Origin of the sequence: Micromonospora sp. LOL_024 (genome assembly GCF_048060415.1) — a bacterium.
Lineage (GTDB): Bacteria > Actinomycetota > Actinomycetes > Mycobacteriales > Micromonosporaceae > Micromonospora.
On sequence record NZ_JBHMIS010000010.1, the window covers coordinates 19,168 to 32,538 of the forward strand.

The following is a 13,371-nucleotide window of genomic DNA, read 5'->3' on the forward strand; positions in this document are numbered from 1 at the left end:
AGGGTCAGTGGGCACGGGTGGCGCCCCGGCGGACGGCCTCTCCGGCCAGCCGGGGCCGCCGGCGGTCGTCGTTGCCGGTCAGGCCGAACTTGTCGTACAGCCGGGAGAGGTGCTTCTTGACCGCGCTTTCGGTGACGTGCAGCGCGACGGCGATCGCCCGAACCGTCGACGGCTCGGGGAACGGGGTTCCGCCCACCAGGTAGGGCCGGCAGAGCACCGTCAGCACCTCCTGTTCGCGGGGGGTCAGCGCCGGCAGCGGGGGCGGTGGCTCCACCCCGTGGGTGCGCGTGCCGTTCGGCCCGTCCGGCGGACGAAACACCAGTTGGGCCGGCCCGATCCCGACCCGGTCGCCGTCCCGCAGCACCTGCGCCTGACGTAGCGGGTAGCCGTTGACGGTGGTGCCGTTCGTGCTGCCCAGGTCCCGAATGGACCAGCCGGCCGAGAACCGCTCCACCAGCGCATGCAGTCGGGACACCAGCTTGCTGTCGATGGTCACCTCGTTGCCCGGTGCCCGCCCGATGGTGAGCGCCTCGGCGGTCAGCGGCACCAGGCGCACCGGACCGGCCAGGTGCACCTCGAAGTAGCCGCCCGTGCTCACCGGCAGTAAGGCTCGGTTGTCGCCGTCGTTGACGCACCCGTGCGCCGGTGCGTCAGGGTCGCTGTCGCCGCCGTGCAGCCAGTGCTGAGGGTGAACGGCTCGGTCCACAGCTCGAAGGGCTGCCCCTGCGCCTGCTGCCGCGTGCCGCCGTCGCCGGCGACCGGATGGACGGAGAGTTGCACGGTCCAGGTGCCGTCGTCGAGCATCGCGTTGTCCCGATACTGCTTCCACACCCAGACGTACGCCAGCGCCGCCCGGCACGCCGGCGACCAGTACTGCTTCACGGAGAGCGCGCGTAGGCCGTCCGCGTACCCATAGTCGGACGGCCCGACCTGGACGGCGTCGTCGTAGCAGCGTCCCGGCGGTGCGTCGTCCTTGCTGGCCGGGCGGAGCCGGCCGGTGCCAACGATCCGCACGGTCAGTGGTGTCGCGCGCCCGGCCACCGTCACCGCCAGCAGCGGCGTGCGGATTCCCGGCCCCTTGGGGGTGAAGACCAGCCGCACCTCGCATCGCTGCCCGGAGGCCATCTCCCGTGCCGTACACCCCTCGCTGGTCACCCGCAGGTCGTCGGCGTGCGGACCGGCCGGTGCCACGCTGGTCAACCGAACCTCCCGAGCCCCGGCGTTGCGGACGGTCACCGCCTGCTCTTCCGAAGAGGTGTGGACCTCCTCCTCGCCCATTGCCAGCTCTGCCGGGACCACCACCCGGCCGGCCGGGGGTTGCGCCGCCGACCCAGCGATACCCAGCCCCATCACCCCGGTGACCAGCATCCCGACGGTGCGCGTCAGCGCGGACCTGGATAGCCGCGTCTTGGGCGTCGCCCGTGCGACGGTGGTGGTGAGGTTCGCAGCCGGGGCGGCCCGGCGTTCGGGCAACGAGAAGCGGGGCCGGATCGGTTCCCGTGTCGCAGTCGCGCCGCCGTCAAGATGGAGCACGAGGGGCGTCACCGGCTGACCCGCCGCCCGCTGCGCCCGCCGTAACTCCTCGGCGAAGGCGGATACGGTCGGCTGCCGCCGGGCCACGTCCTTCGCCATGGCCCGTTCCAGGGCCACACACACCGCGTCGGGCACGCCGCCGGCGCGCAGGTCAGGCACCGGCTCGGTGGCGATCCGCCGCAGCAGTTCGACCTCGGAGTCGTCGACGAAGGCCGGTACACCGCGTATCCAGTGCAGCACCGTCGAGGCGAGTGCGTATACGTCTGACGCGACCGAGGCCGGCTCGCCGCGGAGGACTTCCGGCGCGGCGTGCGGCACGCTCGCGGTCACCAGGCGCCGGGCTACGCCCGGCGTGGCCAGGCACGGTCGGGCCAGGCCGAAATCGGCGAGCTTCGGCTCGCCGTAGCGCGAGATGAGGATGTTGGCTGGTTTGACGTCGCGGTGCAGCACGCCGGCTCGATGCGCGGTCGCCAGGGCGCCGGCGATCGCGATCCCGCCGGCGACAGCGGGAACCCAGGACGGTTCCCCGACCTTCGCGCCGGGCCTGCTCGCCACCACCCCGGCGGCCAGCCGGTCGGCGAGCGAACCGCCCTCCTCGTACGCCATCAGCAGGTACGGGTTGCCGGCGGCGGTGCGGCCGGCCTGGTGCAGCGTGACGATGTGCGGGTGGTCCGACAGCCGGCCCAGCGTCTTCAGTTCCCGCTCGAAGCGGGATCGAGACGGGCCGTGCCAATCCGCCGCGAGTACCTTGACCGCGACCCAGCGGTGGAAATCCGGCTGCCAAGCCCGGTAGACGACTCCGAACCCGCCCCGGCCGACCTGCACCGCGTTCGTGCAACCGTCGACTCCGAGATCCAGTTCCGCGTCGTCGACGGCCATTCGATGGAACGCCGACGCATCAGTGTGAACCATCGCCGGCCATTATGACCGAGTGGTACGTCGGCGCCCAACCGCAATCCACGTGGCCGGGGTCGACGGGTGACGATGCGGGGAGCTTTACCTCCCCGCACCTGTCTGGCAGGGGTGGCAGAACCTAGCGTTGGACGCTCACATACCCGGAACGGAGCATCACTGTTGCGTATCCTGCAACGCGTGATCGCCGCGGGCGGCAGTGCCTGCATGGCACTGGCCACCGCCGTGGCGATCGCGTCTCCCGCACAGGCCGATCCGACCTTCCCGCTATACGGGCCCTATCCGGCCACCACCGCGATCGACGGACGCGGCAGCATGGACCCAAACAACCGCACCGCGACCGACCTGTACACCACCAACGAGGAGGTCTACCTACGCTGCCAGGACTCCGGCCTGACCGCCGGTGGTAGCACCATCTGGGGCTACACCCGCGAGGGCTACTGGATTCCCGACGCCTACCTGCGGACCGGCACCAGTGGCTTCGTCGCGGGCGTCCCGCGCTGTCTCTCCATCGGCATCAACGGCACCCCATCGGGCGGCGGCTCCAACTCGGGCCCGTACCCGGTGAAGTTCGCCATCGACGGCCGCGGTAGCGCCGATCCGAACGATCGGATCCGCGTCGACGCATACCCGGACGGTAGTTCGCTTTACGTTCGTTGCCAGGACCACGGGGCCAGCGTCGCCGGCTCCACGCTGTGGATCTACACAACGGACGGCTACTGGGTCCCCGACGCGTACGTGACCACCGGCACCAACGGCCAGATCGCCGGTGTGTCGAGTTGCTCCTCCCTCGGCATCAGTGGCGGCGGCGGCAACCCGAACGGCGGCACCCAGTACAAGATCCGCACGACGCTGAACGGCTACCACGGGAAGAGCCTCGGCTCAAGCAACGTGTGGGACAAGTACCCCGAGGGTAGCTACGTCACCCTCATGTGCCAGGCGTACGGCGAAGTCAACTACGGTGGCTCGGCGATCTGGGACAGGACCAGCGACGGGCTCTGGATCCCCGACTTCTACGTCATCACCGGCTCCAACAGCATCGTGATGAGCCAGTGCGACAGCGACGGGCCGTCCGGTGGCGGCAACGGATACCTCGCCAAGACCACCCTCAACGGCTACCACGGCAAGAGCCTGACCTCGGCCAACGTCTGGGACAAGTACCCGGGTGGCAGCTACATCAGCATCACCTGCCAGGCGTACGGCGAATTTAACTACGGTGGATCCGCGGTGTGGGACAGGACCAGCGACGGGCTCTGGGTCCCCGACTTCTACGTCTACACCGGCGCGGTCGACATCATCCTGCCGCGCTGCGACAACGACCCCAAGCCCAGCGGCGGGCCGGGCAACCCGACGGTGCCGGCCACACCGAACCCGGGCAGCGTCGCCTCGGCGAACATCCGATCAGCGATCGTCAACGCCGCCGAAAGCCAACTCGGCACCGACGAGTGGGGCGACAACTGCAACCCCTACGGCAACCACGGCACTGTGAAGTGCGGCGACCCGTGGTGCTCGATGTTCGCGTCGTGGGCCTGGCAGCAGGCCGGCATCGACGTGTACTTCCCGTACTCGGGCACCTTCGAGACCTGGGGCCGTAACCACGGCCTGCTGCGTTCGAAGTCCAACATCCGCCCAGGCGACGTGGTCCTGTACGGCTACGGCTATTACTCCAGCAAGCACATCGGCATCGTCGTCGATGTGCTGCCGGACGGCCGGATCACCACCATCGAGGGCAACTACGGCAACACTGTGAAGAAGGTCGGCCCGTTCAACCCGAACAGCCCAGGGTCCGTGCACAGCTACGACAACATCTACGCCGTGGTCGCCCCGGTCGCCGATCCTTCCACCGACAAGAAGTGGGGCACCAAGGCAGTCTCCGACCAGGACGACGAGAACGACGGCGTCGACAGCGGCGAGGAACTCTGCGCCGAATCGTCCTACCCGGGGGTGTACTACACCGGCTGCCTGGAATTCTCTGGCGCAAGCGTCAAGCCGCACCTGTACGCGGTGCCGCTGAGCACCTCAGCGGTCGTTCGCGGCAAACTCACCATGATCGATTCAGGTGGTGACCTGACACTGAACACCTGCCAGGCCGCCTATTTCAGCAACGACAGATCCTGCGACGGTTCGAGCTTCGTCTCGACCAACGGAGGAAGGACCGTCCTGCAGACCGACATCGAGATCAACGGTGGCTGGAAGCGCACCCTGCGGGTGGCCAGCCGCAACGTCGACGGCGAAAGACAGCAGACCGGCACCTGGTGCGGGCCGACCGCAATGCAGGCGATCCTCAAATCGCTGGGCAAGACGCCGCTGCGCACCCAGGCGGAGTACGCCACCATGCTCGGCACCGACTCGCTCGGCACCTGGCCCTGGGATGTGCGTGACGTACTCAACGACGAACTCGCCGGCAAGTCAGGGATCGCGGACTACGTCTACCACGACTACGCCGCCGAGGGCGCCTCCAGCGCCAAGTGGAAGCTGGTGATGAACAAGATCGCCTACTCCGTCGACCTGGGGCAGCCGGCCGCCGTCGTCGTACAGGCCAAGGACATCCCCTGGTGGAGTAACGACGACTACTTCACCATGCACTACCTGGTGGTGCAGGGCTACTCCGGCATCAAGAACAGCGACGGCACCTACAGTATCGACAAGTTCATGGTGTGGGATCCGGCCCACGATGAGCACTACCTGACCACCGCCAGCCAGATGTACAGCTTGACCAACATGGACGGCATCCCCCAACAGGGCCACATGATCGTGGTAGCCGAATAGCCGACGGTGAGGGCTCCGTCGACCCGGGCAGAGCCCTCACCGCCGCGCCGACCAAACGCACCGGTTCACATCCATGCATGCAAACCACTGCGCCACGCTCGGCGGTGATCCGTTCCCACCAAGTGCCGCCGCCCGCCCGGCGAAGGTCTCGGGCTCGCCTTCCACCGCCGCCGCCCACCCGGCGCAGCGGGCGTAGATCAACTCGCGTCTCGACCCCGGGGGCGGACATCAACGGGGGCTCAAGTGGTCGGGTAGCCTGATGGCACAGAGGGCCGTTAGCTCAATGAGCCTTTCCGCGTAACGCCGCGTGGCGTTGTGTAGTGTCCGGTTTCAGGTGGTTCGCTGCTGGTCGATGTGGAGGATGACCAGGGCTGCGGCGACGATGGCACCGGTCTTCCATGGGCAGAGGCTGATGTTGCGTATTGCTTTGAACGTGGTCTTGAGGAGGCTGTTGCCGCGTTCACCGACGGCGCGGAGCCGGTTGTGGGCTCGGTTGAACTGCTGTTGGATGCTGCCGAGCTTCTCGTTCTTGGGTTTCTTGAACGCGACGACGATGGTGTCGGCTTCGCCTTCGTAGCCCAGGTCGGCCAGGGTGCGCATGTCGTCGCGGACAGTGGTGAGGGCGTCGAGCGGGCCGGGGTGAGTGCGCAGGCAGGTGGTGTCGTGTTCCCGGCCGGGGCGCACCGGAAAGGTCCACAACGGCCAGCCGTCCGGGGCGGCGAGGACCTGGATGTTCCCGCCGTGGTTGGCGTGTTTCTTCGACCACCACAGGTCCACGCCCTCGGTCGGGCCCGGGGTGGACACGCGGTCGGTCTCGATCAGAGTCCCGTCGAGCAGGACGTAGTCGTAGCCGGCGGCCTTCGCCGCCAGCAACGCGCCGTGGAGCCTCGGGGCCCGGGTGGCGAGCACGGTGATGCCCTCGTGGAGGTAGTCGTAGCCGGTGCTGCGGCTGATCGCGTTGTCCCGGGTCAACTGGATCATCCGGGTGCCGTCAAGCAGCCACCGCAACACGAGGACCGCCTGGTTGAAGCAGCTCAACGTTCCACTCGAACCACAGCGCCTCACGGCGCACGCACGACCTACGACACTGCGCCGCCACCTACCTGAAAGCCGCCGGTGCTGATCTCAAGGACATCCAGGAACTGCTCGGCCACTCCTCGCTGGCGATGACCGACACCTACACCTCGGTCATCGCCGAACTCGACGTGGAGCGCGCCAAAGCCGAAGCCGCCGCCAAACTCGTCCCCCGCCGCCGCCGAGCCGCATAAGCCCACGCCCCAGCCGCCTGCCGCGGCGATGCTCCGCGACACCGGATGCGGTCGAGCCCGACATGGCCGGCCGCATCCGGGTCGTGACCATGCGCACCCCGGAGTCGGACCCAGCCGGCGCCGCCTTCGGCTGCGGCGTGCCAACGACCTGTCGCCGCGTGCGAGAACGGGTCACGCCTGAACGGCGGCGGCACGGGGATCGTCCCGGGCGTCATTCCGATGCTGGGTGCTCGACGGTTGCTCGCACACCCACGCCGCAAATCCGACAAATATCCTTGCGAAACGGCCAAGAGGTAGTGATGAAAAACTAGCTTCCCAGCTCAGAGGTGGGCCGCCTGGGACTCGAACCCAGAACCTAAGGATTAAAAGACCACAGGAAACTGGACCTCGCATCGAAAGCCGCGAATAAAATACGGCCTCCGACCTGCGTAAACGCAACCGCTAAAGCGGGAGGTTTCGTCCTATGTGGACCCGTGGTGCTCCTCGGGTGCTCGTCTGTCAAAGACGGCTCCAGTCCGGTGGAGTGCCGAACAATCCGGGGGAAGCTATTCAGGGTCGTCCTGTATCCGAGTGGAACTCTATCACGGGCGGCCGGACGGGCTGGTGTTCACCCGGCCCGACGGCCGGCCGATCCGGCCGGACTGGCTCACCCACCGCTTCACCGCCCTGGTCGGTGCGTCCGGGTTGCCGCCGGTACGGCTGCACGACCTGCGGCACGGCGCGGCCACCCTCGCGCTGGCCGCGCGCGTCGACTTGAAGACGGTGCAGGACATGCTCGGGGCTTACGTAGCCAGTGACGTGCCAGCACCTTCTCCTTGAGCCATGGCATCGCGGGTCTCCGCTGAATGGCTTTTTAGCGTCGGACTCGGAGCGCCAAGAAGAAGCTCCCGTTATCGCTGCGGTCGTAAATGTCTAGGGCGGGTGACACGTGTGGCATCAGTACGCGTCCGATGGTGACTGCGGAAGAGATGCCGACTGCTGCGAACACGTTGATTGCGTCCAGCTTTCCGTGGTCGGCTTCGACGGTTGCCAGGAATTCCCGCATTGCTCCTTCAAAGGAGGCAAGGTCGGCAGGGGAGGTGACCAGGGTTGGCCCTGGTTCGGCAGGCGGGACCGGACTGATGGTGTAGATGTGATGATCCGATGTTGTTTCCGCGGGCAGGTCTTGCTCGTGGATGGTGCCAGATAGATTTAGGAGCAGGGTGACAGACTGGCTTGAGTTGCCCATTCGGACTCGCGTAACACGGAACAAGGTCAGTTGTTTCTGGCTGCTCGGCCAGGTCCATGCGTTCATTGCGTCTGTGCGATGCCGTTGGAAGACAAGGGCGTGTACCTTATCGTCGAGGCGAGCTCCCAAGGCGACCAGAAGGGGAATGCGAGCAAAGGCGAATACGGCGATACGGGTGACGACGTCGCGTCGCACGCCGTCGTGCACGCGCTTCGTGAAGTCTGTGATCTCGGAGGCTAGGCGTTCGAAGTCCCGCATCGTGTTCAGGTCGCCCCGATTGCGAAGATCAAGGTCAGCGTCGGAGTCCCAGTGGCTGCCGGGTAGGATTCTTGGGTAGAGCCCGGCTGCTGTGGTTGCGGCTAGCACCGTCGGTCGTGCCAGTTCGGCGGGGACGCCGCGAACGTCGCCGACAATGCGAAGCACGTATGCTGATCGGTCGGCTCCGATTGCGGTGAGACTTTCGATTCGACTTTCGTGCTCCTGCTTGCGGCGTTTGAGTTCCTCCACGGTGTAGCGCCCCGCAACGCCGCCGTCATCAATCGGCTTATGGCAGTTCCTGCAAGCCAGAATAAGGTTGCTCGCGTCGGCGCGCTGCTGGAAGGACAGTGGATCCTCCCCGCGTGGTGAGCTCTCCGACCAGCCGACGTTGTGGGCTAGTTCTCCAATCGGCACTGGTTCGCCCAACTCTGCGGCCTCGACGACCGGCGTGTTGCAGAAGGTGCATCGTCCGGCAGCTTTTGCCCAAACGAGAATCTTATTCACTTCGGTGATCTTAGGTCGCGACTGCCTTGGTTGCGGCGGCAACTCGCCTCCCCGCTTCTTGTCGTAGGGGCACGTTAAGGTCTGGCCGTTGCTTTGAAACCGGTCCAGCAGCGGCCAGAGCCAGCAGCACGAAGCCCACTATCACGCATGGAGGACCTACGATGCACATCAGCCGCGATGATCAGCTTGCCCGGGTGCTCGGCGCGGGCATCGAGTCGTTCGACATCCCAGAAGATCAATTCAGTGTCGCCGAAGCCACGTACAAGGCGGCATGCGGCTTTCTGCGCGACTACTGGTCCGACAGCGAGGCCGGAGGCGCGCTCTACCCGCAAGGATCCATGAGGCTAGGCACCGTAACCGCGCTCATTCACCGACGCGACGAGTACGACCTGGACATGGTGTGTAGACACGACCTCGACAAGACGGAGATCGCGCGAGGCGACCTCAAGGCAGACGTCGGAGAAGCCCTCAAACACTTTGCGAAGGAGCACCCCGAGCTGGGTCTCACGCTGGACGACGAGGGGCGCCGGTGCTGGACCTTCGTACACGACACTCTGCCGTTCCACATGGACATCCTCCCGGCCATCCCCAACCCCAAGGCTGAACCGAACGGCATCTTGGTGACCGACACAGAAGCCTCCAGATGGCACCCCTCAGCCCCGATCGACTACGCGGACTGGTTCCTCGACATCCAGTACGACGAGTGGAGGGCCGGCGCCTTCAAGATCGCTGAAGCGAGGGAGATGGACATCGAAGCCCTCCCGAGGCGGGTCTTCAAGACGACGCTACAGCGGACAGTCCAAGCACTGAAGCGTCACCGCGACATCTTCTTCACCGACGATCTCGGTAATCGCCCCTCCTCGATCATCATCACCACCCTTGCCGCCCAGTCCTACGAGCCCCGCGGCGGCCTGTTCAACGTGCTTCACCACGTCGTCGAGCAGATGCCAACACACGTCGACCACAAGTTCGGTAGGTACATCATCGCCAACCCGGTGGAACCTGGCGAGAACTTCGCCGACCGGTGGATCGGCCGCCCCGCGCGTGCCCGACGTTTCTTCGAGTGGCTTGAGGCGGCGCTACGCGATTTCACCGCGATCGCCGACGCCCATCACGCCGACGACATGCTCGCCCGAACCGCCCAAGTTCTCGGAGCGAGGCCCGCAGCCGCGGCGCGTGATGCCCTGAGCAGGCCCAGTCGCAACCGTCCGCTCGCAGTGGCTACACACGTGCCAGCCGGAAACGATCGCTTCGCATGAGCCGCGATTGGGAGAAGGAACTCGCCGACGAGCGAGACGCCTTTCGCTGCGGGCTCGCCGCCGCCGGCTTCACCGGTGACGGAAATACCCTGCACGGCCCGCTGAGTTGGCAGCGCCATGGCGGACTGGAGGCGGCGACAGCGACCATCGAGGTGACGCTCACCGACGCATTCCCCTTCGGCCCTCCACAGATCCGCATCCTCAACGCCGGAGTGCCGCTCGAACTGACGTTCCACCGCGACTCCGACGGCTCGCTCTGCCTCTGGCCGTCCGACGTAACCGTCGAGAGCGCACCCTGGCGTAACCCACGTCAACTGCTCCGTAAGGTCGCCGCCTGGCTGCGACATACCGACGCCGGCTGGCCCAACGACGAGGACTGTGACCTCGAGAGATATCTTCCGCGCGATCAGCGTCTCCTGCTCTACGACCGCGATAAGCTGGCGGCCACCAAAGGTTGCGTACGCACCCACGCCACAGCCGGCGGTTACCGCGTGACGATCACCGACGAAACGCAACGGCCGCCAAACCGTCCTGACGCTCGGAAGCAGAACCGGACGAACGACCGGGGCAGTGGTAATCTCAAGATCGGCCGCAAACACAGAAACCTGGCCTGGATCGCCGACGTTGGCCACCTGGACCGACCGATCCAGGACTGGTCATCGCTGTGTCACACCCTCGGCGCGGACGCCCGACAAGTCATCTGGCTCGTCTCGATCGGCATCGTCGAGTTCGTGGTACTGCGTTACCGCCGGCACGACGCCGATGGCGTCCTCACGCTCACCGTCCGGCCAGCACCGTCCCAGACGCCCCCTTTCGAGGTGCGATCCTGCGAGGGGGCCGATACAAGCATGGCGACCCGAATGCTGCGAGCCGGACCGGCGGCAGCCAAGTTGGCTGACCGACGCGTTGCGGTCGTCGGCACCGGCGCGGTCGGATCGTTCGTCGCCGACCTGCTGTTCCGACACGGCGTACGACAACTAACGCTGATCGATCCACAACTGCTACGACCAGGAAATTTGGTACGCCACCTCGCCGGGGAAAGTATGGTCGGCTTCCCCAAGATTCTCGCCGTGAAGAGCCGCCTGGCTGCTCTCGGCTTCGATACGACCAGGGTAGAAGGCACCTTCGACACGTTGACCACGCCTGAACAGGCAGTGAAGCTGCTCCGTGAACACGACCTGGTCATAGACGCCACGGCGAACGCGCGCGCCACGGCCCTACTCACTTGGGCAAGCGGCTGCATCGCGAAGCCCGTTCTGTCCGTGTGTATTCAGCGACAGGGCACCATCGCTCGAGTCGACCGCTTTCCTCTACGTGGCGCGGAAAGCCATCTCAAACCCGTCCCGGCCCAATACCGATCCGGCGCGACTCACGAACATGGCTGCGACGAGCCCGTCTCCCCCACACCCCCAACGGCAGTAGTGGCCGCAGCCGAGCTGGCATGCCGAGTCGCAATCGACGAACTGACCAACGACTGCAAGCTGCCTGCAACACTGATCGAGGTATACGAACCGCAGGAATCGCCTTTCGACATTCGTGGACTAAAAACTTCCGCGACCCGTTCCCTCGCCGACCCGGTCGACCAGGCACAGGGCTTCACGCTGGACCAGCCGCACGACGCGATGCTCACTCACGAAGCCGAGAACGGCACCAACACCGCCACCCTGCTCGCCCGTTCCCGGCACGCCTCCGTCCGCTCCCTGGAGCGCTACGCCCGGCCCGGCCCGGAAGCTGTCGCCGCGACCGACCCGGCCGCCCGGCACGGGACGGGGCAAGGGCGGTGACATGGCGTTCGCGGCGATCCACCCCGAGGCCGGCCGCATCGACGCCACCCTGCCCGACCTCGGCCGCGGACTGACCTGGGACCAAGTTCACAAGACCCGGCCCCGGGTCGCGCTGGGCTGCCCCGAGTGCGGCCACGGCGTGCACGCCAAGGTGTCCGCCCGCAAGCTGCGCTACTTCGCCCACGACCCCGGCCGGCCCGCCGACTGCGCCTGGCTCAACGAGTCCCTGGAGCACCATCTAATCAAGTTGGAACTCGCGACCGCGATCCGCGCCGCCGACTGGCACGCCGAGCTGGAGGTCCGCGCGCCCGACGGCACCTGGCGCGCCGACGTGCTCGCCTCCTCCCACGACGGCGCCCAGCGTGTCGCCTGGGAGGCCCAACTGTCGCCCATCACCGACGAGGACATCCAGGAGCGCACCGAGCGGTACTGGGCCGAAGGCATCGGCGTGTGCTGGGTAAGCCCCGGCGGGAAAGCGCCCTGGATCGGCAATGTGCCGTCAATCCGCGTCCAGGAGCCGCGCGACGGCCAGCCGTGGACCGTCGTCGACGGGCCCGCCGCGTTCCACCTCGAGCACGGCACCTGGATCGCCGTCGACGACCCGGAGCTGACCGCCTTTATCCGCTGGGTCCTACACGAGCAGACGATCGTCCACCGGATCCGCCCCCGGTACCGGCGAATCTGGTACCCCACCAGCGAGAGCTACCGCCGCCGGAACCTGATCTGGACCACCAGCCGCCACGTCGACGCCGAGTCCCGGCACGAGGCGATGCGGCAACGCCAGGACGAGCGCAAACGCCAACGGGAAGAGCAAGAACGCCAAGCCGAGCAGCGACGCCAGGCCGATGCTGAATCTCGCCGTCAAAAAGAAGAACGCCAACGCGAGGCCCAACGGCAGGAGAAGGAACGGCAGCGAAAGATTCGAGCGGCAGAAGAGGCTGCCCGCTGGGCAGAACAGCGCCGGCAGTGGGAGATCGAAGCCGAGCAGGCCCGACAACGGCGTGAAGCCGAGGAACGGCAGCGCCAGGAGCAGGCCCGCGCCGCCGAGGAACAACGGCTGCGGCAGGAGCGGGAGGAAGAGATGGCCGCGGGCCGGTGGTGGGCGCAGCTGTCACCTTCGCAGGTCGACCAGCTACGTGACGCCGTGGCCGAGCCGCTGTGGAGAAGAGAAGCAACCCGCGTCGAGTTCGACCCCTTGGGCGTCACCGTCGACAGCGCCTACGGCATCGCCATCTACATCCGCCGCCGACTCCACGGCATCCTCCGGCCCAGCCCCCCTTCGCTGCACCGGCTCCCACCCGTGGTGCCCGTCTACGTTCGCAACGCCCGCGAAGCCCACGAGTTCGTCAGCACTGGCATCATCGATCCCGCCCGCGTCGTCCACTTCGGCCTCCCCGACCACGAACAGATGTCGCTCATGTGACCCCACCAGCGGCGCGCATTGGCCACCGCCAGAAGGGAATACCGCATGTCGGTCTACGCCGTGCTCATCGATGGCTGGGACCATCGCAGCACCTGGGGCTGGGACGACGGCACCCGCGGCTACTACGCCCAGCTCACCCGCAACGGCGACTCCGACGACAACGGACCCGAAATCTGGATCACTCCGCCAGTCTGGCTGAGCCGACGTACTCGTACTCATCACCGTCGAGATACGCCTGGTAGGAGTCGGCGCCCAGCATAAGGCAGACCCGGACGGTCGAGCCGCGCATCTCCACCTCGAACATGCCTCCGCCCGCGCAAGCGCCGAGGTTCCAGTACATGTGCTCCACACGCTATGTGTAGCGGACGGTGTCACTGAGTGGAAGCCGCACGCCAGCATGATCACCGAACAGCGACAGCCGCAGGCGCAAGAC

8 protein-coding genes and 2 pseudogenes are annotated in these 13,371 nt (G+C 66.7%); 5 read left to right on the forward strand and 5 right to left on the reverse strand.

Annotated elements, in window-relative coordinates; genetic code table 11:
- Positions 1 to 4: 4 nt before the first annotated feature.
- Both ACFHWY_RS13465 and ACFHWY_RS13470 read right to left on the reverse strand, forming a co-directional pair.
- Entirely contained in the window at positions 5 to 598 is a 594-nt protein-coding gene (locus tag ACFHWY_RS13465; RefSeq protein WP_416580516.1) for an FHA domain-containing protein, read from the reverse strand.
- The gene (locus tag ACFHWY_RS13470; RefSeq protein ID WP_416580517.1) at positions 595 to 2,445 is read right to left on the reverse strand and encodes a serine/threonine-protein kinase; all 1,851 of its coding nucleotides are present in this window, start codon (positions 2,443 to 2,445) and stop codon (positions 595 to 597) included. Before ACFHWY_RS13470 ends, ACFHWY_RS13465 begins: the two co-directional genes overlap by 4 nt.
- A gap of 180 nt (positions 2,446 to 2,625) precedes the next feature.
- Between ACFHWY_RS13470 and ACFHWY_RS13475 the strand changes: the two genes are divergently transcribed.
- On the forward strand, positions 2,626 to 5,214 hold the full coding sequence (locus ACFHWY_RS13475; protein WP_416580518.1) for a CHAP domain-containing protein: 2,589 nt from the start codon (positions 2,626 to 2,628) through the stop codon (positions 5,212 to 5,214).
- 330 nt (positions 5,215 to 5,544) lie between these two features.
- Here the strand turns inward: ACFHWY_RS13475 and ACFHWY_RS13480 are convergent.
- Positions 5,545 to 6,276, reverse strand: a pseudogene (locus ACFHWY_RS13480) (transposase family protein); the annotation flags it as partial.
- A gap of 794 nt (positions 6,277 to 7,070) precedes the next feature.
- Between ACFHWY_RS13480 and ACFHWY_RS13485 the strand changes: the two are divergent.
- Positions 7,071 to 7,262: pseudogene (locus ACFHWY_RS13485) on the forward strand (tyrosine-type recombinase/integrase); the annotation flags it as partial.
- 73 nt (positions 7,263 to 7,335) lie between these two features.
- Here ACFHWY_RS13485 and ACFHWY_RS13490 read toward each other — a convergent pair.
- On the reverse strand, positions 7,336 to 8,472 hold the full coding sequence (locus tag ACFHWY_RS13490) for an SAVED domain-containing protein (protein ID WP_416580519.1): 1,137 nt from the start codon (positions 8,470 to 8,472) through the stop codon (positions 7,336 to 7,338).
- A 161-nt stretch (positions 8,473 to 8,633) separates the two neighbouring features.
- Here ACFHWY_RS13490 and ACFHWY_RS13495 point away from each other — a divergent pair, with 161 nt between their 5' ends.
- The 3 genes from ACFHWY_RS13495 to ACFHWY_RS13505 are packed head-to-tail and all read left to right on the forward strand — an operon-like array spanning position 8,634 to position 12,938.
- Entirely contained in the window at positions 8,634 to 9,731 is a 1,098-nt protein-coding gene (locus ACFHWY_RS13495; protein ID WP_416580520.1) for a nucleotidyltransferase, read from the forward strand.
- Positions 9,728 to 11,515, forward strand: coding sequence for a ThiF family adenylyltransferase (locus ACFHWY_RS13500; RefSeq protein WP_416580521.1), 1,788 nt, complete (start codon positions 9,728 to 9,730; stop codon positions 11,513 to 11,515). The genes ACFHWY_RS13495 and ACFHWY_RS13500 overlap by 4 nt, the downstream gene beginning before the upstream one ends.
- Before the next feature lies 1 nt (position 11,516).
- On the forward strand, positions 11,517 to 12,938 hold the full coding sequence (locus tag ACFHWY_RS13505; protein WP_416580522.1) for a competence protein CoiA family protein: 1,422 nt from the start codon (positions 11,517 to 11,519) through the stop codon (positions 12,936 to 12,938).
- Between the two features lie 178 nt (positions 12,939 to 13,116).
- On the opposite strand, the gene ACFHWY_RS13510 is transcribed toward ACFHWY_RS13505, so the two are convergent.
- Positions 13,117 to 13,287: a hypothetical protein gene (locus tag ACFHWY_RS13510; protein ID WP_416580523.1), complete on the reverse strand. Its 171-nt coding sequence runs from the start codon at positions 13,285 to 13,287 to the stop codon at positions 13,117 to 13,119.
- Between the last annotated feature and the right edge of the window lie 84 nt (positions 13,288 to 13,371).